The organism is Chitinophagales bacterium, assembly GCA_041392475.1.
In the GTDB taxonomy this organism is placed as follows: domain Bacteria; phylum Bacteroidota; class Bacteroidia; order Chitinophagales; family UBA2359; genus JAUHXA01.
The window spans coordinates 890,248-914,485 of the sequence record JAWKLZ010000001.1 but is presented as its reverse complement, the minus strand read 5'-3'; the positions used below and the strand labels follow the sequence as shown (position 1 = coordinate 914,485).

Sequence of the window (24,238 nt, the reverse complement as noted above, 5' to 3'; positions counted from 1 at the left end):
TGTTAGGCGTAGTAAATTCTTTATCAAGTACATTTTATCGAACTTTCTTCATAGTCCAATAATTTGTTGTTTGATACCACAAAGAAACCATACACGTTTTCACAGAAAGAATTTGTGAAAAATGTGAAAAAATATTTTTTGTTTTTCTTTAAAAGCCCTTATTATGAGCTATTTAAGATTTAAACTTCCTGATGAAATTTTTGAAAAGTTGAAGGATAGGTTGTTGGAAGAAATAGGATGTGATGAATATGAGGGAGTAGAAAGGAGCAAAATAGAACTATGTATTAAAATTGCTCCACTATTGAAACGGTATTATGAAGACCATAAAAAGCAACTAGCAAAAGAAGTTACGAAAGTTACCATCAGTAAAACGAGTGTATATAGAGCCTTTTTTAGTTTTGGTAGTAATAAACACAGTGGGTGTATCCTTTATTTGGCAGATTGGGTTTGTCGTTATCTTACTAATGACTTAGAAATGACTTTTCTCCAATATCAGGGCTTATCAAAACCAATAGAATTATCACAGTATTTAACACTTTCTTATGAAAAAGCAATAATTCGTGAAGGTGTGGATATATATATGCAGAAATATCCTGAGGAGCAAGAAGAAGAGGGTAAAGACGAACCTAATAAGAAAAATTCTGGTTTGCCAAAGTTTATTACTTCGATTCATTCGCCTCCAGAAAAATTCGTTGGTCGAGAAATAGAAATAGCGGCACTTCAGAAACGGTTAGAAAATGAAAGTTTACCCCTATTGGTAAGTGGCATGGGAGGAATGGGGAAGACTTCAATTGTAGCTAAATGGTTTGTTGAGCATTTAGATGAATATGACCATATTATGTGGATTGATTGCCGAACAAGTTTGCCACAGGCATTTATCAATAATTTGGAGGGCAAGGAATTACCCAGTGACTGGAAATTAAAAGAAAAAGAGTCTCCCAATGACTACACTAAACGCATTTTACACAAAATGCTGAATATCGAAAATAACAATTTATTGATAATTGATGGTTGGGACAACGAAACAGAAATCAATCAATATCGCCAAGAGCTAAATTTACCAAATTGGACTACTTTAATTACTACACGTGTTCGGTTATCTGATTTACCTTGTTTTTTAGTTGGAAAATTAGATACAAGAACAGCTTCCCAACTTTTTACAAAACATGCCCCAAAAGCTAAAAATGACTTTGCACTACCAAAATTACTTGAATACATTGACTACCATACCTTGACAATAGAATTATTAGCTAAAACATTTGAAAATACATTCTATATAGAGAATGTTGAACAATTACTCAAATTAATACAAGAGAATAAGTGGGAAGATGAAGATTTAAAAATAGACATTAAAGTTCGTCATAGCGAGGAATATGTACAAGTCTATTCTCACCTTTTGGCTACTTTTCATTTGTCAGAATTAAACGAGTTTCAAAAATGGTTATTATTACAGTTTTCTGTATTACCATCCATTTCAATAAATGGAAAAGAGTTAGGAGTTTGGTTGAAAGTAGAAAAAACAGACAGGAAAAAATATGTTACTAATTTAAATGTTTTGACAAAAAAAGGTTGGATTGAAAAACACAATTCAAATAATTATCAGATACACCCTATTATTCAATCAATAGTTCATTATCAAATATTGCCTACTAGTCAAAATTGTACCAATCTTATTGAGAGTTTTTCTGATTTCCTTGCTCCAGAAACAGAAAAAAATCCAATGGGAAAGTATAAATACATAAGAAATTCAATTTTTTTATTGGCAAATCTTAAATGGAAAGGAGAAATTATAGCAAATTTATGTAAGAATTTAGCTTGTACCCTACATGATTGTTATGAATGGGATTTAGCTTTAGAATATCAGTTGAAAGCAACTAATATTTATGAAAGTTTTTTGAAAAAACAACACCCTATATTAGCTTCTTGTTATAATATTTTGTCAATGATTTATCATGATTCAGGAGACTTGCAATCTGCGTTAATATACCAAGAAAAAGCCATCGAGATTAGAAAGAAAATTTTTAAATCACCTAATTCAGAATTAGCATCCTCATATGGTAATATTTCCTTAATACATTTGGACTTAGAAAATCTTGATAAGTCTCTACATTTTCAGTTAAAAGCATTTGAAATGTTTGAGTCTATTCTAAAACCAAATCATCCAAAATTAGCAGTTGTCTATAATAATTTAGCCAATATTTATCATCATTTATCTGATTTTCCTAAAGCATTGGATTTTCAAAAAAAATCTATAAATATTATAGAAAAAGAATTTGAACCAAATCACCCACATCTTGCTGGTGTATACAATAGTTTATCTTTAATATATAGCAGTATAGGAAAATTAAACGAGGCTCTAATATACCAAGAGAAGGCTTTGAAAATTAGAGAGCGCATTTTTAAACCAATACACCCTCAATTAGCCTTATCGTATAATAATATCTCAAGTGTATATCTGGATTTAGGTGATTTTCCCTTAGCTTTACATTATCAAAAAAAATCTTTACGGATTAAAGAAGAAATATACAGTGCTGATAATCATAATTTAGCGACTTCATATAATAATTTATCTATTATATACAACCATTTAGGAAAATTAAATGAGGCATTGGCATATGAACTTAAAGCAATAAAAATAAGAGAGGCTATATTTGGATTGGACCATTCATATACTGCTTTTTCTTATGTAAATTTATCTGATATATATTATAAATTAGGAAATAATAATGAGGCTAGTGAATATATCAATAAAGCTGTTTTTATATTGAAGAGAAACTATCCCGAAGGGCATTATCGTATAGAAAAAGCATTAAATCTTCAAATTAAGATAACTAAAAATTAATTTTATAAATATTTATTTCCTACATTTCGATAACTTTTTTATAATAGAATAAAAATCAAATTACTAAGAAATTATTTTTATATCAATTGATAAATTTTTAATTATTATTAAGTTTGATTTTCAATTCTTTATGAAATATGACCGAAGCATAGGTTATTTAAAATTAAAACCAGAACAAAAAAATAACAAATGGTAAGGTTTTTTTAGGACGACTCAGGACGACTCAATCTAAAACCCAACCCTAACCCCCAAACTAACACTCCTAGTCCCAGGATAACTCGCCCACTCCAAACCCTGAGCATTACCAGCCCCATTCCCCCCCTCAGGATTAATCCTATCAGGCAAACTCGAATAAATGTAAAACAAATCCCTACCCACAAGCGAAACACTCAAATCTTGAAAAATTTTACTCTTAGAAAGCAAGCGGTCGGGAAAATCGTAGCTAAGGCTGACCTCACGCAGTTTCACCCAAGTATTATCCAACACACCAGGCGAAGAAAGGAAGTGCCCCCAACCGCCTTTGTTAGGAACATATTTGAAGTAGTAATGCACAATTTCCTCATTCGGTGTGCCATCTGCATATACACCATCCAAAATTACCCCAATATTGCGGACATTGCCTTCGGGGTCGGTGTAGGGAAGTCCGCCGCCTTGACGTTCCAGAAGTGTTTCGGGGCTTTGACCAGTTTGCAAGCCAATCACATACGAACCTGCATAAATATCACCGCCAATTTTGGCATCGACAAGCGTACTCAAAGTGAATCCTTTGTAGCCCAAGCGCATCGTCCAACCGCCTGTCAAGTCGGGAGAGGCATTGCCGATGGGAACTCTACTGTCTGAAATGAGGTAGTGCGTACCTGCATCGTTGAGAATGGGCTGACCATTTTCGTGATAGACATAATCGTAGCCGACAATCGTTCCGTATTCTTCACCTTCTCTCACTGCAATTGCAGGGCCGTTCAATTCCCAAATATTTGCCAATTCGAGGATGCTTGCATCTTCGCCGAGACTGACCACATAGTTTCGATTGCGGCTGAGGTTGATGCCCGTTTCGAGGAACATATCTCTCGTTTTGAGGACTTGCACGTTGAGGATGGCTTCAAAACCTTTGTTTTCCAATTCGCCTCTATTGATGCGGATGTTGTTTGCTCCAGATGAATTTGGGAGAGGAGAATCGAGAATTTGGTCGTAAGAACGGATGTGGTAGTAGGTGAAATCCAAATTTACCTTGTCATCGAAGAAGCCCAATGTGGTGCCAATTTCGTAGGAATTGGCTTGTTGAGGAGTTAGTTCAATGGGAGGAATGGTTTCGGGTAGGGTAGCGGTTTGATTGCCACCGAAGCTGCCGATGTTATAGACAAAATCCAATTGGAAGGGGTCGGTGTCTGAGGCCGTCTGGGCATATGCACCACGGATTTTCCAAAAACTCCACCATTCGGGCAAACCTTGCAGTTTTTCGCTGGCGATGAAACTCAAAGAGGCTGATGGGTAAAAATAGGAATTGTTGTTGGTAGGAAGTGCTGATGACCAGTCATTTCTGCCTGTGAGTTCGAGAAAGAGGAAATTGCTGTAACTCAAATTGAGGAAGCCATAGACCGAATTGATTTGCTTTTCGTAGCGAATTTCACTGATTTCGGGAGCGTTCAGTTCGTCTTCGTAATTATTGAAGGAAAAGAGCCACGGGCTGACCCATTCTCCACTTTCGCCCTTCAATCCATATCGGGTTCTTTTCCACTGCGTTCCACCCAATGAAAGGCTTGCATTGAAGTTAGAGCCGAATAGGTTTTCTTTGTTGGCTGTGAGCAAAAATTCGTTGTTGGTCACAAAATCACGGTCGAGTTCATTGGAGTAAAAACCGTCTTGAATACCGAGTGCGTCAATTGGATCATTGCGTTGTTCAAATTCGTTGAGGGTGAAGTCCAAACCGACTCGTCCCATTGCAGTCAGCCATGGGGTTATTTCGTAGTTTAAGGTCAATGCGCCTAAGAGTTTGTTGCGGTCCAAAGTTGTGCTTTGATGGTAGGTATTCCACCACAAATGCGGCGGAGTGAAAGTAAAGGGATAACTTCCTCCATAATCGTTTCGTGTACCATCGGGCAAGGTGTTGAGTTCTCGCTCCAAACCCTTGTAGCTTCTGGGCCAACTGTATAGTATACCCTTGCCGAAAGATTTGTCATTGTCGTCGCCGAGAGTTGGGGGATTGAGGCGGTTGTAATTGAAGTAAGAAAGCGACAAATCTGCCTGCACTTTTGAAGAAATATTGAGGCGAGAACCGAGATTGACCGTTGTTTGGTTGTATTCGCTATTGGGTATAATGGCTTCATGTTCAGCTCTTGTGAGCGAAACACGCATTGTACCCATTTCACCTCCACCAGAAAAGGAAATATTGTGGGTTGTTGTGCTGCCTTCGTCAAAGTATTGCTTCAAATTGTCGGGCTGTGGGTCGTAGCTGCGAATTTCACCATCCCACCATCGGACGGGCTGCCCCAACATTTCTGGCCCCCAAGATACGCCTGTTGAATAGAATCCAAACAGTTCGTTGGTGGACTTTCCGAAAGGACCTTCATTGACATGCGTGGTACTTGGATACAAGTTTACGCCTTCTGAATCGACTTCAAATTTGGGTTCGAGCAGACTGATAGGGCCTCCTGCACCATATACATTCTGTACGTCTCGATAGTAGTAAGGTTGGATGATTTTGTGCTGAACGGAGTAGTTGATACCAATTCCTTTTTGCTTTTTGCCTCGTTTGGTGGTGATGATAACCACGCCATTTGCGCCCCTTGCGCCATAGAGTGCGGAGGCAGTAGGGCCTTTGAGGATGTTTACATCAGCGATGTCGGCAGGGTTGATGTTGTTGATAGCCGAACCCCAATCGACTCCTCTCCCGATGTCCTCCAATCCCGCTTGATTCTCCAGCGGCACACCGTCCACGACTATGAGAGGTTGGTTGTTGGCGTTGATGTTGTTGTTGCCCCGAATCACAAAACGGGTTGTTCCGCCATCTACGCCATTGGGTGAAATGACCTGTACGCCTGCCGAACGCCCGCTCAAGGCATTGACTACGTTGGGTGCATCGGATTTGGTGATGGCTGCCCCGTCAAATTTTTCGGTCGAATAGCCTAACTCTCGTTTTTGGCGTTTGATGCCCAAAGCGGTGACGACTACTTCGCCGAGTTGTTTGGTATCAGGTACTAAAGCGACTTCAATGCTTTGCCGCCCTGCAATGGGAATCGTCTGGCTTTCGAAGCCAATGTAGCTGAAAACCAAGGATTGGTTGCTATTTTCGGCTTCAATTTCATAGTTTCCTTCAATGTCGGTAATCGTTCCTGTGCTGCTTCCTTCAATGACAATGTTTGCGCCAATGATGGTTTCACCGCTTTCGGAATCGGTGACGTTGCCTTTGACGGTGTGTTGGGCTTGGGCAAAATTGCAGCAGAGCAGAAGGAAGAATGATAGGAAAATGGAAGTCCATTTTTGAAAGGGTAGCATTGTAGTCATAAGCCAAATGTTTTGCATCATTTAAGGCTTCAAAGGTAAGAAAAGCGGGGTAAAATAAGAGCATTGTTTTTTGTCCTCTTCAAAGCAAATGAAGGATTTTGGTATATGAACTGCACAAAAAAAGGGTAAAACTTTGAAGCAAATATTGCTATTCACTTCAAAATTTTACCCTACCATAAACTTCAATTCTAAACTATTTCAACCAACTATAACTGAATCGTTTGAAAGAATCTCTCTCCTTCACAAAGCACTTCTACTGTGTAGTCGCCCTTGCGAAGAACGGACAAATTATATACTTCTGAAGGTTGTGCACCTTTTTCTTGTATAATATTCTCTCCATTGGCATTAAAGACATTGACTTCAATGTCTTTATCTGTAAAAGCAACAACTTGCATCAATTGTCTCGCTGGATTGTATTGAACAATTGGACGAGTAAAGGTAAATCTATCTGATTTAGACATCAACACTTCACCGTTTGCGATTTGGAAAGCTTGGTTTACTACTTTTATTTCGTCAGTAATAATAAGGTGATACCGACCATCTTTCAAACCACTAAGGTCAAGTTTACGTGCATATCCGTTTTCTACCTTAGCTCGTTTCTCAAACAATACATCATTTGCATCATTTTTAATTTTAATCGAAACTTTAGGCGCATCGGTTTCTGGAATATACAAGGCGATAGCTTGGGTATTGTCCTCAGTTACTACTCTTATGTGAGAAGTAACGCCCATTGGAGTCTTTGCAAAAACGCTTCCAGACAATAACAAGGTTAGAACTAAAACAAAAGAAGATGTTTTTACAAGATTTTTAATTGAAATCATTTTTTAAGTATTTTATAAGGATTAATAAAATGGAATAACAAGTGATTTTAGAATTTAACAATTGTTAAGAAACTGATAATCATTTATTCACTTGATAAATATAAATCCCATAACCCCATCAAATTTCAATTGGTTCACTTATTAGTTTTTTTTATGGTTTTTAGCATTTATTAACTTGTTTTGAACGTTTTTTCGTTAAAAATCATGAAAATAGATTTTCTTCCCTTCAATCATTGCATAGGGTGGTTCAAAAGGAGGGAAATAGGTTGCTCTAATGTGGCGTTCGATTTTTTCGGCAGGCCAGTTGAGGTCAATTTGTTTGATTTCCTCGATTTCTTTGCGAAAATGATAGCTTGTACCTCTTGCTTCAATGAGTTCGTTTTGAGGGATGGGTGTATAATTTCCCTGCAAAATAGAGGCGATTTTTTCGGAAAACAATTGTCGAGAAGCTGTCAGTGTGTGTTGATAAAGGTCTTGCACCCAGCAACCTTTTGGAATGGGGAAACGTTTTTCTGCAAGAATGGCACCGCTGTCTATACCGACTTCAAGTTGGTGAAGCGTAGTGCCAAAGACTTGAGCCTCGTCGAGAATGGCAAAGGAGAATTGGTTGCAGCCTCGGTATTCGGGCAAGGGAGCCATGTGAAGGTTGACGGCGAGTTGACGGGCTTTGGCAATGTGTTGGGCTTTTAATATCTTGTGGTATTGAACGGATAATATGAAATCACATTCGGGTAGTTCATCTAAATTGGCAAAAAGATGAATTTTATTTTCTTCTGCAATCAGTTGAATATCCGACTTTTGGTGTACTTTTGAAGGCTGACCTATGCCTACTGCAATGACTTCAATGTTTAATTCATTGCAGTGCTTTTGAAGGTATTGAAGACAATAGAAGCCAATGGCTTTTGCGCCGAGGAAAACAATGGATTTCATTTGAAATGATAATTGAAATTGAAATGAAAATCAAAAATAGGAACAACTTGATTTTCAAAATCACAAAATGAAAAAATAATGAATAAAATAATTACAAAGTCTTTATACTTTTTTTTGTTTCTTACCTTGTTTTGTAGTTCATTTACTTCAAAAGCCCAAATCGGTGGCGAAAACGTTTATGAGTTTCTCGATCAGTCGACTTCTGCAAGGGTGACGGCTTTGGGTGGGCTTCAAATTGCTGCGATGGATGATGATGTGAGTCTTGCTGCTCAAAATCCTTCGCTTTACAATCCTCAAATGGATACGCATTTGTCCTTGAATACGGTTGCTTTTGTGGCGGGTATCAATCATGGATACTTGGGTTTTGCCAAAGAAGTAGATAGTTTGGCAACTTTTGGTTTTGGTATTCAGTATATTTCGTATGGTGATTTGATTGCAGCAGATGAAACGGGTCTGGTGACGGGGAGTTTTAGTGCGGCTGAATATGCGTTTAATGTGGGTGGCGCAAAGCAGTTTGGGAAGTTTTCGTACGGGATGAATTTGAAGATGATTTTCTCTAATCTCGAATCTTATAGTTCTACGGGTTTGGCTTTGGATATGGGCTTGACCTACTTTGATGAGGAATCCATGTTTAGTGCTGCATTGGTGGTCAAAAACATGGGAACACAGCTTTCTACTTATAGTGGTACTCGTGAAGATCTACCTTTTGATATACAATTGGGTGTTTCTCAAAGGCTTCAACATTTACCTTTTCGTTTTGGCATTACGGCCCATCACCTCCAAAAATGGGACATTCGCTACGATGATCCGAGTCTGCAAAGCAATTCTATCTTTGATACTGGAGACGAGAGCAATAAGAGCCATTTTGCAGATAATCTGTTTCGACACTTGATTTTTAGTGGCGAACTGTTTCTGGGTAAAAGCCTTGTGGTTCGGGCAGCCTACAATCACCAACGCAAACAAGAATTGGGCGTGGATATCAAAGGTGGCGGCGTTGGATTTTCTTATGGAGCAGGCATACACGTCAAGCGTTTTCACTTTAGCTATGGTAGAGCAATTTACCACCTTGCAGGGGGGAGTCATCATTTTAGCATCAGTACACAATTGAAGAAAGGGTAAAAAATAAAAACTGAGCCAATTTCAGCCTAATCTGAAAAGTAAATTTTTAAATATGGCAGAAAAATGGTTTCTTTGCTGAAAATCAACAAACAACCATTTTATTTATGCCTACTTCTTCCAAACCTATCGTTTTTTTGGCTTTTTCGAATGATGAAAAAAGTCAACTCCCATCCTTAAAAGCAGAGAGAATTGCCATTAAACAGGTATTTGAGCGTCTGGAATCAGAAGGGAAATGCGAGTTAATTGTTGAGGTTGAAGCCCGTTTAGATGATATTTTCAGGGTTTTTAGCCAACAGAATAACAATAACCGCATTGCGATTTTTCATTATGCAGGACATGCAGATGGTAAAGGTCTTCACACAGTCAATACAATAGGTGAAAACAAAACGACTTATGCCAGTGGTTTGGCAAAGATGTTTGCGATTCAAAAAAACTTAAAATTAGTTTTTTTGAATGGCTGCTCTACAGAAGCTCAAGTTGAAGTGCTGCAATCTGAAAATATTCCCAATGTTATTGCAACTTCAAAAAGTATTAGTGATAGTGTTGCTAAAACGCTTGCTGAAAAATTCTATGCTGCTCTTGTTCAGAATAAAACAATTGACGAGGCTTTTAGACTTGCCTGTGCTTATGTTGAAGGAGAAAACGGAATAGAAGGTGATTTTCGAAAATTATGGAAAAATAGGACTGAAAATGTATCTGGTTTTCCTTGGAAAAGTTCTTTTAAAAAAGGAGATTGGCGATTACTCAATGCTCGATTATCTCTCAATGACCCTTTTAAGATTTTTTTAGCGTATTCTACTCAGGATAAAGATGATATGGTGAAGTTGAGAAAGCAACTAAAGTTATTGAAGCGACAAAAGTTAATTGATATATTTGACGAAGCAGAAGTACAAATAGGAACGCTTACCAAAGATGTAATTGCTCAAAATTTAGATACTTCACACATTATTCTTCTATTTGTAACAGAAAATCTGTTTGATGATGCGGAAGAACTGATTGATGAAGCAGTCAGAAGAAATAAAAATGAACAGAAAATTTTGATTCCCATCTATGTTAGAAGATGTCCTATTGAAGATGAGGAATTCGCCAAATTGGAACCGCTTCCTAGAAAACACTTAAAAAACGGGCAGATCTGGCGATTTGTAGATGACTGGGATAATGAAGACAATGCCTACTACGAAATTGCTATGGGGCTGCGGAATCTAATCACCGCTTTGAAGCAAGAAAATTCCTAACTTATCAATATTGTGGTCAAAGTTTTCGGTTATTGAGCATTTGTTGGTAGCTTTAGGGTTTGATTTTTATTGGGTGTTATATCCTATTGGGGCAAACGCCTAAATTATATGTCGAACTTATTTTATATGATTTGGGAGAAAATTTTTGGTCGGGCAAACAGCAAAAATGAGCCTGATATTCGATTTGGTAGATACAGCGATGCTTACAAGAGTGATGAGCAATATGCTGCATGGGATAAAGCAGTAGCTGCTTTTGAAAAACAACAGTATGTAGAATCATATCAAGCTTTTTTTGACTACCTCCGAGATGAAGGAGAAGACAATGTGAGCTATGTGGTTGAAGATGGAGTGATTCATTTTTCGGTGATTCAGGGTTCTAAGGAAATCAAAGGAACAGCAAGCAATGAGCGTGTGGTCTGTGAAACGGATATAGCGACTTATGATAGGTTGATAGTGGCGGTGATGCGTAAGTTGGTTGAAATCAACTATGGATTGCACTATAGCCGCTTTGCTATACACGACAAAACGATTTGCCTCAAATTTGATACAAGTGTTTTGGATGGTTCTCCCGAAAAACTTTATTTTGCATTGAAGGAAGTAGCTACTCAAGCCGACAAACAGGATGATTTGTTAGTGAGTGAATTTTCGAGTTTGAAATTAATGGGCAATGACCATGTTGTGGAATTGCCTATTGAAGAGAAAAAAAACAAATATGCGTTTCTTCAAAAATGGATTAAAGATGCTTTTTTACGCATAGAATCACTTGATGCCAACAAACATACAGCAAGTATAGCCTATACTTTATTGAGCCTGACTTATCGAATAGACTACTTGTTGGCTCCCGAAGGAAGTCTGATGGATAGGCTGGAAAAAATCCACAAAGAATATTTCGGAAATTTGGAGGATTCACCTGTTCGCAAAAATGAAAAAATACAAAAAATATTTCGAGATATTTTAAGCGAGGAAGAAGACCTTATTTTGCGTGATTTGTATCGCATCAAATCTACTTTTGGCATTACTGCTCCGACTGCTCCTATTCAAATTGCTACGCTTATCAACAATGAAATTACGAGTATCAACGCTTATTTGGAAAGCAAACAAGACAATATTGCAGTGAGTATCTTAGAATACATCGCTCAATATTCAATGTTTTACTATGGTATTCCACAAGCTACAAGAGCCTTGTTTCACCTTCTCATTCGCACCATTCACTCTGATTATTTCACAGCATTGGGTTATTCGGAAGTGTATTACAATGCAGACACAAATACATTTAATACCAAAGCAATCCGCAAAAAAATCAATGCCATCAACAAGGATGCCATTGGTAGGTTTCCACACTTCAAGGTATATACCAACCAATTAAAATATACAAGCCTAGTAGATTTTCTTGTTTCTTTGTTGCGTCAAATCCAACAACTTAAATACGATAGACAGCCTTTATGAAAGATGTAATCGAACAGTTTAGAGATGTAATTATTCAGATTTCTACACCTCATGGTAATGGCACAGGGTTTTACTTAAAAGAATACAACCTGATTGTCACCAATCACCATGTCGTCAAGGAAAGTATTGATGTGATGATTGCAGGAAAATTGGTGCCCAAGACCATTCAGCCTGTGTTGTTCAAAGATCCTGCGTATGATTTGGCATTCATACAAGTGCCTGATTATATTGCAGATATTCCGAGTGTAGCTATTGCTGTTCAAAATGAATTGATGGAAGGGGATGCCATTATTGCTATTGGGCATCCTTATGGATTGAAATATACTGCCACACAAGGTATTGTTTCTAAGTCTTCAAGACTTTATAACAATGTGAACTATATACAAATTGATGCGGCGATTAATCCTGGCAATAGTGGTGGACCTTTGGTCAACAAATCGGGTATGATTGTAGGGGTCAATACATTTATCATTCAAGGAGGCAGCAATTTGGGCTTTGCTTTACCGACTCATTATCTGGTAGAATCCATCAAAGACTACCAGCAGCATTATGGTGAAAGGGTAGTGCGCTGTAGTTCTTGCTTCAATCTTTCTAAAAGGGCTGAAATTGATGACAACTACTGTCCTGATTGTGGCAATCGCATGGATTTTGAAGAAACGGCTTATGTGCCTTCTGGAACTGCTCAAAAAGTGGAGGACATTATCAAGGAATTGGGGAAAGATGTAGCCTTGTCAAGAAGGGGGGCGAATCAATGGGAAATAGAGGAAGGAAGTGCTATCGTAAGGCTTTCATATTCAGAAAATACAGGTTTTATCATTGGTGATGCCCATCTTTGTCGTTTACCCAGACAAAACATCGGTAGTTTGTACAAATACTTGCTTACGGAGAACTATACCCTCGAAGATTTGGTTTTTAGCGTGAGTCAGCAAGATGTTATTTTGTCATTCATCATTTCTGAACGCTATTTTTCAAGTGAAACAGCTAGAAAGGTATTTGGTAATTTGTTTGAAAAAGCAGATTACTACGACGATATTTTGGTAGAAAAGTATGGAGCAATCTGGAAGCGACAGGAAGAGTGAGGAATAAATGAAAATTAAAATGAGAATAAAAATGAAAAAATATGTATTGATTTGTAGTTACTGGTTGAGTTTTATGGTTTTTTCTGCTTGTTCAAGTAAGAATCCTTCGATTGCAGATGCGTCAACTGCGAACTACTACTTTAGCCTGAAACAGTTTTTTCAGTCTCAAATACAAAGTTTTCAATCTCAGCAAATTGTCCTCCACAAATTTGCATCGCTGAACGGTGAACTCGAAAAAAAGGCATTGTCTGAAATTGATTGGGAAACTGAATTTCGCCCGTTTGTCAATTCTGATATCAACAAACCTGCATGGAAAGACAGCTACCAAATTGATAGTAGTGCGAATGGTCTTGGTCAACTTCAAGTACATTATACTGCAATGAATCCCGATTTGCGAACCCAAAAAATAGACATCACTTTTGGTAAAGATGCTGTTACGCCGAGCTTTATTGAAGTGACCAATCTTAGCCGCAATCCGATTTATGATACGACTGAGAAGCTACAATATGATGTCAATAAACGTTATGTTATTGAAAATGAGCAGAAGGTGATGTGGATGAAACCTGATGCGTTCAAGATTGAAGGGGAGTTGATTTTTTATAGGGAGAGGGAATAAGGCAAACCCAAATCAAATTCAAACAATACTTTGGAAACAAGCATATTGCATTATAGAATTGCCCAACTCTTCACCATTTAGCATTACCCTTCAAATCAACTTCTCCAGCTCATACCCCAACAAGCGGTTGTGGTAATAATAAAGCAAGTTCATGTTGTCACTTGATATATCCCCAGCTTCGTTTTTTCGTACAGGACGCTCAGTGTGATACAATCCAATATTGCTCAATCCGTGATTGATAAGGCGATGTATATCGGTATTCAAATGATCTGCAATTTGAAGTTCACCCTGTTTTGCCCTCAGATTCAACTCAGTTCTGATTTTTTTGACCATTGCAACAAACTCCTCGTAGTCAATTACTCGCTCTTCTTCTGGCAAACGCATCAAGCCATAAATATCAAGCTTAGGATTCCTCTTTTTCAAAATTTCAAATGCAATAAAAGCAATTAAATCACTGGAAATAACCACATTGTAGCGATAAAATTGCTTCAAAATGTGTTCTCCTAGCAAGCGGGTATATTCTTCGTCACGCTGCTTGTCCTCACTCATTTTTCCATTCGATACAAAATAGTTGCTGATGTCAATAGGTTTTCCATTGTTGTCTAAACTATTGCCCTCGGCATCAACTGGGTGTCCAAAAATATCAATGGGTTTACCAAAAGAAAGAAGAATTTCGGAACGTTCGCCAATCATACTCGTCAAAAACTTATGTGCCTTTATGCCACTTGGGAACACATCTTTGTCAATATAGTATTTTTCCTTACCACTTTGTTTCAAATGTTGTTCAATCAATCGTTTGGCTTCCAGCACAAAATGGTAATTTAAGACAAGTGGTAGAATAAAAATTTTATTGCCACGCTTTGGGGTCAAATTTCCATATTTTGGAGGAGGGTCCACAAAATTGACTCTTTGCGCCTCCACAATCGTTCCAAGCAAGCCCAACTTCAAACGGGTTTCAATAGAACCAGATCGTGAACGAGTTCCTCCTGGAAAAAACAAACTGTGACAGCCTCGTTCAGTCACAATTTGTGAATACATCTTGAGTATTTCCATATACAGAGGGTTCTTTTTTCGCCTGTCCAAACGATAAGCTCCCAAGCGGCTCATAAAGTACCCAAATATTCGACTGTTAAACAAATTCAATCCTGCACCATACAAAAAGGCAGGTAAACCAATCGTGTGTAAAGACCAGCCAACCAAAATCGAGTCTAAATTGCTAAAATGAGTAGGCACAACGACCAATGTTCCCTTCAATGACAACTCCCGAATCAATTCGAGAGGGCCAGTGATTTTGAGGCGATCTTTGAGGCGGTAATCTACTTTCCAAAACTTGCGGGAAGAAAAAGCATTGAGCAAACGAGATAAAAAACGTGGCAATACTTTACTCGCAAAACGATAGGTAGGAGGGCGAAAAGTTCCAACTATTTCGTCTGCATATCGTCTAATGATGGTGTCAAAAATAGCCTCTTCATCTGGACTAAGTCCCTTTTCGTAATTGTGTTCTGTCACACTTTTCAGCAATACTTTCTTCACTTTTTTGTGCCAAAATCTCCAATCATCTTTTGGATCCACCCGCCACGGTTCTTCTTGTATGCGAATTTGCTCCAAGTACCTTGTACGAGCCAAAATATCATGTAGTTTCCGAGGACTGCCCGCCAACTCACGTATTTTTTCTTTGCTGCGGGCAATCAAATCTTCTAAAAATTCCGCTTTGGTTTCGCCAACTCTGTAAATAGGCCAATCTTCAATATTAGGAATCACAAAGTTGTATTCTCCTTGTTCATCTATTTCGTGTTTTAAAGGCATCGAGGAATTACTATTGATATTGAATGATAAAAAGAATTCCCAAAATACAAATTCAAGTTTGTAATCAAAACTTCAATGGGAAAATTACCTCACAATGATTTTTTTGTAAAATGTATCGTTTTTGATAGCCAGCTGCAAAATGTATGTTCCAGAGTTTAATTCCGCTGGTAACAGTATATTTTGCAGGTTATTGTAAAAGTGATTAAACACAAGAATGCCTTTTGAATCAAAAACAGATACAACTACTTTCTCCAACGGAAAAGCAGCATCCAATTGTAGCAAGGTAGTAGCGTCCGAAAGTGGATTTGGGTAAACAGTCCAACTCAAACCAGAAATGCCCTTATCTTCAATACCCACACTGAGGGGATAATTGTGTACTAAAAAATATTGGTTGTCAGTTTCTGAATAGCTCGACCCAGTTACATAATATCCACCTTCAATAGACGGAATGATATCGTATCCAATATCAAATCCCAAGCCTCCAAAATATTGTATTTCAACATTTTCGCCTTCTATGTTTACCTGACTTACCACTACATCGGTTTGCTGTGTTTCAGCATTAAAGCCATACCCTGCAACCATGTATCCTCCCGCATCAAGCTCCATCAAGTCAAAACCCGCATCCCCTTTTTCAGTGCCGTCAATGAATTTCTCCCAAATCAAGCCACCCTGTGCATCAATTTTGACCAACAATATATCAAAACCTTCATTCTTTTTAGGAACAGCTTCTCCCACAATGACACAATCACCTCTGCTGTCAATAAGCATATTTTTGCAGCCCCCATTTTCAAAACCATTAATGTCTAATTGCCAGATAATATCGCCATTTTTATCCAATCTAAAAGCCTCAATGCCATAGGCATTATTTTCTTGCTGTTTGTCGCCCACAAAGATAAAGTCTCCGTTCAAAGTTTCTTTGATGGAGACTCCGATTTCATTTTTTTGAGAACCATACGATTTTGACCATACCATCTCTCCGTTTTGACTGATTTTAGCCACAAAATGATCGTTTCCAAAACCTTCTCCTGTAATAAATCCACAGATAATCACACCATTGTCATTCGTTTTGTCAATGCTATAAAAAGATTCATTAAGATGCTCCTCTCCAAAAAAATTCAACCAAATTTCACTTCCATCCATATCCACTAACAAAACCATTCCATCTGCATTCCCTCCTACAATCGTGTGACTCTCTGCAACTATTGCAATCTTTCCGTCTTGAGTTATCACCGCATTGTTAGCATAGTCATGGTTGGGAGTTCCATAGGTTTCACTCCAAATAAATTGCCCTTCAGCACTAAATTTAGTGAGTGAAATCTCACTGTTTCCGTTTTCTGTTGCATCTGTATTACCGACCATCAGAATAGAACCATCGGGCAACTGAAGGGAAGCAATGCCTTTCTCATTGATATTGGAATCTCCAAAAACCAGTTCAAAAGGAACTGTTTGAGCCTTGAGTGAATGAATAATATTCATTAGGAAAAATACAGAGAATGAGTAGAATAAATATTTCATTTTGAAATGCCCGTTTTTTGAAATTGACAACAATTGCGAAGTTAAGTTATTGAAGGGAGAAGGAAAAGTTAGTGACGCAATTAGTTAGTTAAGGCTGGTTATTGGTGTTATTAACACAATTAAATTGAGATAGTTACGCACAAAAATAAGTTACTATTTAGATTCATTGAAGATTTGGGTGTGTGGACACTTTTGAAGTTTATTCTTAAAATATGGGAGAGATTGAAAATCAGTGTTTTCTCAAAAGAAAACGTCAAAAGCCTTAATTTTTCTACTAAAAAAAAACGGTCGCTTATGCCTCTACATAGAACGACCGCCATAGTAAAAATTAAACCTTAAAACCTCTTTTTTTAGATTGGTATATCCTATTAGACGAATTGAAGGATGGGTTTTGGACAAAAAAACAATTTTTTTTTATTTTTTTTTGCATTTTTCTAACAAGTTCGTTAATCCCTTCTTTTATTTAACCGTCTAAAACTGAATAATAAAAGTAGATTTAGATTCATCCTAAAAAACGCATTATTATGTTATACCAATTTTTTAAACTCGGCGCAATTGGTATGCTCCTCATACTCACATTTCTAACATTCTCAACAAATACTTATGCACAAGAACGCTACAAAACCGACCTCAAAAACCGTAGAACCCAAAATCAGCTAAAACGCATTTCAACCATATTGCCTTTTCACAAAATAGCGCAAACCGTAACTGTTGAAATAGACGAAGGAAGAGCTTTTTTAGAAGGGGATATTGCCATCAATCAAACTTCTCCCATCAACAACTTGATACAAGGTGCAGTTGCCATAGCCTCCAACAATTACCGATGGGATGAAGGAATCATTCCTTATACCATTCAAAACAATCACCCCGAAAGAAACACGATTTTGAAAGCAATTGAGTACCTCTCCAACAACACCAACATTTGTATGGTGCCTCGAGGTGGAGAACGGGATTATGTACAGTTTGTACGCTACAATTTAGGTTGTTGGTCTTATGTTGGGCGGCAAGGAGGAATGCAAGAAATCAATATCGGTAACTGTGATTTTGGAGCGATTGTCCACGAAATTTGTCACGCCGTAGGATTGTTTCACGAGCAATCCCGCTCTGATAGAGACAATTATATTACCGTCAATTGGAACAATATTGATCCTACTCAGCAGCAAAATTTCGAAAAACACGTTTCTATGGGCATTGATATTGGAGCCTATGATTACTACTCTATCATGCACTACCCTGCGTGGGCATTTAGCTATACTGGAGGAGAAACCATTAGCTGTCAAGGAGGAACATGTCCAAGTTCAATGGGCCAAAGAAATCAATTAAGCAGCGGTGATTTGCAAGGCATCAAATATTTATACAGCAATGCAATTGGTTGCGGCAACTCTCCACCTGTCACAAAGCCCACTACAAATCCTAATCCTCCCGTCACCAAACCAAAACCAACAACTAAACCAAAACCTCCAATAACACCCCCCGACCGAAACATTGTCGTAGCTGTCACCAATGCTTTGGGGGACAATCAATGCTCTGAAATAATTCAACTAAGCATTGGAGGGGCAAATACGCAAATGGATCTTTCACTTTCCAGCAAACAAAAAACCATTGAGTTTGTGTTTCTCGAACCAGGTTGGTACACTTATTCTATCAATGCCCAAACTACTTTTTACAAATCTTTTTGGGGATGGAATTACACCTACAATCGGAACGGGACAGGTCAAGGAAAAATTTATGTGGACAGCGACAAAAAATACTACTTGGCCATGAAAGCAAGTAACAATGATAGAGGCAATTATGTGGCCTACTTGCAAGAGCATTGAGAAATCCAAAAAATGGACACTAACACATCTTGCAAAAAATATATTATATTTGGGGCATGAAAAAATGGAAGCCTATCATTTACTGCTTGCTCACGCTATTGGTTGTGTTGGCAGATACAAGCCGCCTATTAGCTCCCAGTTTTTTGCAGACACAGTTGCAGTACCCTCGTGTGCGTGCCGCTCAAAGCGAAAAAGATGCTACTCTGCAAAAGATTTTTGATGCTAAAGGGTTGGAGTATCCGCCAAAAACTCTTTTCATGCGTGTGTTCAAAAGTGAACACATTATCGAGTTATGGGCTGCAAATGAAGTAGATAGTCCAATGACCATGGTCAAATCTTATGATGTATGTGCGATGTCAGGGGATTTGGGTCCCAAAAGAAAACAAGGAGACCAACAAGTTCCCGAAGGTTTTTACCACATTTCTCGCTTCAATCCCAGCAGCAATTATTACCTCTCCATGAAAATCGACTATCCGAATGATGCAGACCGCATTCAAAGTCCATATAGCAATTTAGGAGGTGATATATACATTCATGGACATTGCGCTTCTTTGGGCTGTGTATCTATCACAGACCCTATTATAAAAGAAGTATATTGGCTGGCAGCACAAGTGCAATACGGTGGAATGAGTGAATTGCCAGTCCATATTTTTCCTTCAAGGCTTTCCGACTTCAAATATTCTATTTTACAGCATCTATATGCAGATGAACCCAGCAATTTACAGCTTTGGAGTAGCCTAAAGCAAGCCTATGATTATTTTGAAATCCACAAACAACTTCCTCAAATTGAAATAGATGCTTTGGGTGAATATTTGGTACATCCACAATTGTAAAGAAAAATTGAAATGACAATAAATATCAAACATTCATTACTTCTTCAGCTCATGTTTTGCGGTTGGTTTATGACCTCTTGTCAGCAAAGAACGAATATAACCCAACTGGAAGTGAATGATTTTTGTATTGAAGAATATGAATTTGACTGCATCACTTTGGGCTTAGAAGGCTGCAAACTGATTGTTCAATGTGAAGATAATGCAGCTTCAAGCAAATCTGTGACCAAGAAAAAAAGAAAAAAGAATAAGGAGGAAGATGCCTTTCAAAAACACGTTCGTTTTTTCCTTCAATTGATGCAATCAGGCAAAATTGCAGAAGCCGCTGAATACAGTACGCAGTATGGTTTGAAGTCTTTTTTGAATTTTGATATTGATAAAATTGAAGATTTTACCATTCGTCACGCTAACTATGATGAAGTTTTAGGAACAGTTTTGGTGAAAATCAATCGCTTACCCGAAAAAATGTTTTACTTCAATATGCGTGACAATCGCTGGACTTTTGTAGGCACTGATGATGACTGGCGTGGTTAATTTTGAAGTGCAGACTTTCAATTTACAAACCTTGCAGATAAAAAAAGCCATCGAATCTTTTGTATTCGATGGCTTTTTTGAAATATAAAATTCTGAACTGCTTCATTAAGAAGCGGTTTTTTAATTTAAGTTCATTGCTTATCGGCCAATATTTACCCGCAAACCTGTGGTAAGTCCAAACGTATGAAATCGCTGTCTAACAGGATATTCCCAATGGTTAATCGGACGTACAACGTATTTCAAGGATGGTTCAATCAACAAATGTACTTTATCCGAAAATTTGTAATTGTAGCCAATACTGCTGTAAAGAGACAATCCGCTTCTTGATTTAAAAATCGGTGCATCATTTGTTCCTCGCAAATCAATAGAAGCCAAACTTTCAGGATCTAATATCCGTCCTTGTTGTGTAAATGCAAGATTCAATAAGATACCAAAATTCACATTGAAGTCAAATACTTTTCGGTCTTCCCGATAACCTATCAAAATTGGAATATCTATGAACTCGTATTTATTCTTATTCGTTTCCAAAGCAAAAGTTGTTTCTTTCCCTGTTATAGGATCAATCTCTGGAGGACGTTGGTACTCAAATTTTTCGGTAATCTTAGAATACAATATGCCTGTGCGAATTTCTGATACATCGTGTAAACGGAAAGAAGCCCTCATTCCAAGCGTATAACCAAATTTGGCTTGTTCTGACCTCAATCTGGCATTTACGTATTCGTTGGATTCTTGAGTCGATTCGTAGCTGGTCAAATTCTTAACCACATAATTTGGAGCTGCCACTAAATCTAGCCATAGCCACTTTTTCTTTTTCTTCTTGGGCTTTCTTGGCATCTCTTTTTTAATTTCTTTTTCCTTCAATAGTTCTTCCCCTGCAATTCGCTCGTTCATCAAATTTTCTGTAATGATTTCTTCTCCAATCTCGCCTCCATCTTCATTGGCATCTTTAATATGCAAAATATTTTCCTTCAAAGGAATAGCTTCCAATATCTGCGGTAAATCTTCTACACTCAAACGGCTGTAATCATAGTCAGGAATAGCTTGGTAATATTTAATAGGAGGGCCATAAGGATAGCTCACTTTTTTATTACCATCTGTTGAGTAAGCAGATTGCACCCATTCGTTGTCGAGATTCATTAAACTATTGTTATTCTTATGTTGCGTCCTGTTTGTAGTGATTGAATTTTGTTTTGAATTATTTTGGAGTTTATTGTTTACAATATGTGAAGTATTGTTCTTATTAGTATCTGCAAAAGTATTTTTTGCAGCATTGAAGGAGCTGATACGTGTATTCGTTGTAGTCAAATTATGCACCATGTTTGTTGAGGAATTGCTCCATTGGTATTCATTTTTGAATGGGACAAAACTGATGCTTTCTTTATTATTCTGGTCATAATTCATAGCAGTTGGAGAATAACCACTGTTTTCTATCGGCATTTGTTTCAAATCATTGGAATCAAATGCTTGCTTATGACTGTCAATCAAATTACTGACATCCATAGCTTTATCATTTGTATGAATTGCCAATTGTGTGTTGCTCTGTTGTTGGTACACCAACATCCACAGTAATCCCAATAGTGCAATAACAAAACTGGCAGAACGCCATCTGACACGGAAAAAATTCAGAAGGGTGTAAGGATAAGAGCGTTTTCGCTGAATATTATCCCATATATGCGGAGGCACATCTGAGACGTGTCCTTGCACTTTGTGTTTGATGAAATCATCTATGTCGTACATTTCTTTCATGCTACTTTTTTATCTGTTCAGACCTGCTTCTCTAAGTAAAATAATTTTTTTTTGGAGCATTCGACGTGCTTTGACCAACTGCGACCTTGAAGTGCTGGGGGTGATATCCAACATTTCTGCAATTTCGCCATGATTATATTCCTCTATAACATATAAATTGAATACAATCTTGTAACCATCTGGCAATGTATTGATTACTGCCATTATTTCATCCGCCGTAAGCTGCTGAATGGCTTTTGGTTCTTCTGTACCAGATTGATAATCTTCAATGCCAATAAGTTCTTTTTGAAAACTACTTTTATTGTAGTTGCTCAGTGCGGTGTTAATCATAATACGACGAATCCAACCTTCTAAGCTACCCTTGTGTTGGAACTTTGATATATTATTAAATATTTTAATGAATCCTTCTTGCAGAATATCCTCCGCTTCCAATCGATGCCTTGTATAACGTATGCAAACGGACATCATTTTGCCCGCAAATCGTTCATACAAAGCTCGTTGACAATATTTGTTTTCTCGGATACAACCTTTTATCAATTCATCGTCCGACACTAAATATCAATTAATCTAATAGCATCAGTGCTATTAATGGTTAGAGTAGCTTGGAACACAGTGAATGTGTTATGTAAAGAAAGACCATTGAAGTGCGTGAAACGCTGCTCAATGGTAATTTTTTTTTTCAAGAATTTTTCATTATTTTTTAAATTCCTAAAACAATTGACCGACTCACCGCTTGTCCTCCTGCTTCAATGCGGTAAATATATTGCCCTACGGCCAGACCCATTGAAGGCCGAAATACTGCCTCATGGGTTCCTGAAAGTCGATAGTCATTAACCAAAGTTTCAACTATTTGCCCCGCCAAATTATACATATCCAATCGAACATGCGCCGATTGCAGTAAAGTATAGTGTATGAAAATCAGACCATTTGCATCATAACGGGCTTGGTGTTCGATTGTAGGTCTTTGAGAAGCTGCAATTGAAGTTGCGTCTGTACAATCTAAACCTAAATCACTGATTCTATTGAAGTCATAACTCAACAAGTTGTTAACAGTTTCTCCATCTACACACAGCCAATTTTCCAGAATCGTCGCATAAACTTCCCGAAAATCGGTGTGAAATTTCAAATTACCAACTTCATCCAAGTCCTGCAAATTGGGAGGAGTGCCTAAAAAACCATTTCCATTCAAGCCACCGCCAAATAACATCAGAGGTGCAGCAGCACCATGGTCTGTACCGCCAGAAGCATTCTGTTCTATTCGACGACCAAACTCCGAAAAGGTCATTGCCAACACTTTGTCAGCCAAATCTGCGGCCTCCAAATCTGCAAAAAAATCGTGGATGCCACCTGCCAAACTGTTGAGCAAATTGGGATGTTGGTTGTTTTGATTGGCGTGTGTATCGAAACTACCGAGTTCAACCATAAACAATTTTGTACCCAAATTGCCTTTGATCAAGCGAGCCACCAACGACAACTGCTGCCCCAATTCGGTACTGTAATCCATATTATTTGTTCCCGCATCGTAGGCATTTTTGATTACATCCGCATAGATAAAGGTAGTATTGGCTACAGCCCTCAAAAAACTCAACTGATCGCCTACCAAGCATTCTGGAACGGCCTGTGTGTCATACAATGTACCCGTTTGAGCGATTTCAAACAATTGCTCAGGATTATTCACCACCACCGACAAGTTGTTCAACCCTTCCTTGAAAACCAAATTACCCGAACCTCCAATCTGTACGGCAGGAGGAACTGCAGGAGGGTTGGTCAAATAATCGGGGTATTCTCCACTCAAATAACGCCCCAGCCATCCATCCTGCACAACTTCGTTGGAATCACTTGCACTTGCCCATATATCTGATGAGCGAAAATGGGATAAGTTTTGGTCTGGATACCCTACACTATGCACCACCTTCATTTGCCCTTTTTGCCAAAGAGATTGCAGTGGGTTCATATAGTTGGGGATACCAAATTCGGAACTGAGTGCGATGAGGTTGCTGGTCGGTACTGCAATCGTAGGACGTAAACTGGAATAAGTGCCATAATCAAAAGTTGGAACAATCATATTCAAACCGTCATTCCCACCTTTCAAACGAATGAGCACCAAAATTCTATCGGTTTCTGCCTCCGCCAATGCCTTCAAAAAGGGAGAAGGGGTTGCAGCATTAATTGGTGTTTTTCCCAAAAGCATAGACACTCCTCCTGCAATGCTTAATCCTTTGAGGAAGCCTCGACGGCTCCATTGACGGTGTGCTTGTTCGTGTGCCAAACCATGTTGAAGGCTGCTACCATCTTGTTTTTTTGCAGCTTTGAGTTTTGATTTGAGTTGATCGAGATTATATTGATGTGACATTTTTTTATTTTTTTGGAGCTTGGAATACTTTTTCTGTAACGGTGATTT

Annotated in this window: 17 protein-coding genes; 9 read left to right on the top strand and 8 right to left on the bottom strand. The window is 38.0% G+C overall.

What is annotated here, in order from left to right:
• Positions 1-163 precede the first annotated feature (163 nt).
• On the top strand, positions 164-2,842 hold the full coding sequence (locus R3E32_03410; protein ID MEZ4883762.1) for a tetratricopeptide repeat protein: 2,679 nt from the start codon (positions 164-166) through the stop codon (positions 2,840-2,842).
• A gap of 228 nt (positions 2,843-3,070) precedes the next feature.
• Here the strand turns inward: R3E32_03410 and R3E32_03405 are convergent, their stop codons facing one another.
• The 3 genes from R3E32_03405 to R3E32_03395 form a co-directional block, all read right to left on the bottom strand.
• The gene (locus tag R3E32_03405) at positions 3,071-6,343 is read right to left on the bottom strand and encodes a SusC/RagA family TonB-linked outer membrane protein (protein ID MEZ4883761.1); all 3,273 of its coding nucleotides are present in this window, start codon (positions 6,341-6,343) and stop codon (positions 3,071-3,073) included.
• Positions 6,344-6,549: 206 nt separating this feature from the next.
• Positions 6,550-7,164 carry a hypothetical protein gene (locus tag R3E32_03400; protein ID MEZ4883760.1) on the bottom strand — a complete coding sequence of 205 codons (615 nt, stop codon included), beginning with the start codon at positions 7,162-7,164 and terminating at the stop codon, positions 6,550-6,552.
• 195 nt (positions 7,165-7,359) lie between these two features.
• Complete coding sequence (locus R3E32_03395) at positions 7,360-8,094, bottom strand: formyltransferase family protein (GenBank protein MEZ4883759.1); 735 nt, start codon at positions 8,092-8,094, stop codon at positions 7,360-7,362.
• 78 nt (positions 8,095-8,172) lie between these two features.
• On the opposite strand from R3E32_03395, the gene porQ reads away from it, so the two are divergent.
• From porQ to R3E32_03370, 5 genes are all read left to right on the top strand, one after another.
• On the top strand, positions 8,173-9,213 hold the full coding sequence (gene porQ / locus R3E32_03390; protein ID MEZ4883758.1) for a type IX secretion system protein PorQ: 1,041 nt from the start codon (positions 8,173-8,175) through the stop codon (positions 9,211-9,213).
• A gap of 134 nt (positions 9,214-9,347) precedes the next feature.
• The gene (locus tag R3E32_03385; GenBank protein MEZ4883757.1) at positions 9,348-10,448 is read left to right on the top strand and encodes a TIR domain-containing protein; all 1,101 of its coding nucleotides are present in this window, start codon (positions 9,348-9,350) and stop codon (positions 10,446-10,448) included.
• A 108-nt stretch (positions 10,449-10,556) separates the two neighbouring features.
• Positions 10,557-11,894 carry a hypothetical protein gene (locus R3E32_03380; protein ID MEZ4883756.1) on the top strand — a complete coding sequence of 446 codons (1,338 nt, stop codon included), beginning with the start codon at positions 10,557-10,559 and terminating at the stop codon, positions 11,892-11,894.
• Entirely contained in the window at positions 11,891-12,973 is a 1,083-nt protein-coding gene (locus R3E32_03375; protein MEZ4883755.1) for a trypsin-like peptidase domain-containing protein, read from the top strand. The genes R3E32_03380 and R3E32_03375 overlap by 4 nt, the downstream gene beginning before the upstream one ends.
• Before the next feature lie 31 nt (positions 12,974-13,004).
• Positions 13,005-13,589: a hypothetical protein gene (locus tag R3E32_03370; GenBank protein ID MEZ4883754.1), complete on the top strand. Its 585-nt coding sequence runs from the start codon at positions 13,005-13,007 to the stop codon at positions 13,587-13,589.
• Between the two features lie 90 nt (positions 13,590-13,679).
• Here R3E32_03370 and R3E32_03365 read toward each other — a convergent pair whose 3' ends face one another.
• Both R3E32_03365 and R3E32_03360 read right to left on the bottom strand, forming a co-directional pair.
• Positions 13,680-15,395, bottom strand: a complete 1,716-nt coding sequence (locus tag R3E32_03365; protein ID MEZ4883753.1) for a 1-acyl-sn-glycerol-3-phosphate acyltransferase — start codon at positions 15,393-15,395, stop codon at positions 13,680-13,682.
• An 84-nt stretch (positions 15,396-15,479) separates the two neighbouring features.
• A complete protein-coding gene (locus tag R3E32_03360) occupies positions 15,480-16,910 on the bottom strand; it encodes a T9SS type A sorting domain-containing protein (GenBank protein ID MEZ4883752.1) in 1,431 nt (476 codons plus the stop codon).
• 524 nt (positions 16,911-17,434) lie between these two features.
• On the opposite strand from R3E32_03360, the gene R3E32_03355 reads away from it, so the two are divergent.
• The 3 genes from R3E32_03355 to R3E32_03345 are packed head-to-tail and all read left to right on the top strand — an operon-like array spanning position 17,435 to position 20,091.
• Positions 17,435-18,727 (top strand): M12 family metallopeptidase, encoded by a 1,293-nt coding sequence (locus tag R3E32_03355; GenBank protein ID MEZ4883751.1) that lies wholly within the window; start codon positions 17,435-17,437, stop codon positions 18,725-18,727.
• Between the two features lie 56 nt (positions 18,728-18,783).
• A complete protein-coding gene (locus tag R3E32_03350; protein ID MEZ4883750.1) occupies positions 18,784-19,560 on the top strand; it encodes a L,D-transpeptidase family protein in 777 nt (258 codons plus the stop codon).
• 12 nt (positions 19,561-19,572) lie between these two features.
• Positions 19,573-20,091 (top strand): hypothetical protein, encoded by a 519-nt coding sequence (locus R3E32_03345; protein MEZ4883749.1) that lies wholly within the window; start codon positions 19,573-19,575, stop codon positions 20,089-20,091.
• A 138-nt stretch (positions 20,092-20,229) separates the two neighbouring features.
• Here the strand turns inward: R3E32_03345 and R3E32_03340 are convergent, their stop codons facing one another.
• From R3E32_03340 to R3E32_03330, 3 genes are all read right to left on the bottom strand, one after another.
• Complete coding sequence (locus R3E32_03340) at positions 20,230-21,837, bottom strand: hypothetical protein (protein MEZ4883748.1); 1,608 nt, start codon at positions 21,835-21,837, stop codon at positions 20,230-20,232.
• A gap of 9 nt (positions 21,838-21,846) precedes the next feature.
• Entirely contained in the window at positions 21,847-22,389 is a 543-nt protein-coding gene (locus tag R3E32_03335) for an RNA polymerase sigma factor (protein ID MEZ4883747.1), read from the bottom strand.
• 148 nt (positions 22,390-22,537) lie between these two features.
• Positions 22,538-24,190 (bottom strand): DUF1501 domain-containing protein, encoded by a 1,653-nt coding sequence (locus R3E32_03330; protein MEZ4883746.1) that lies wholly within the window; start codon positions 24,188-24,190, stop codon positions 22,538-22,540.
• Positions 24,191-24,238 lie beyond the last annotated feature (48 nt).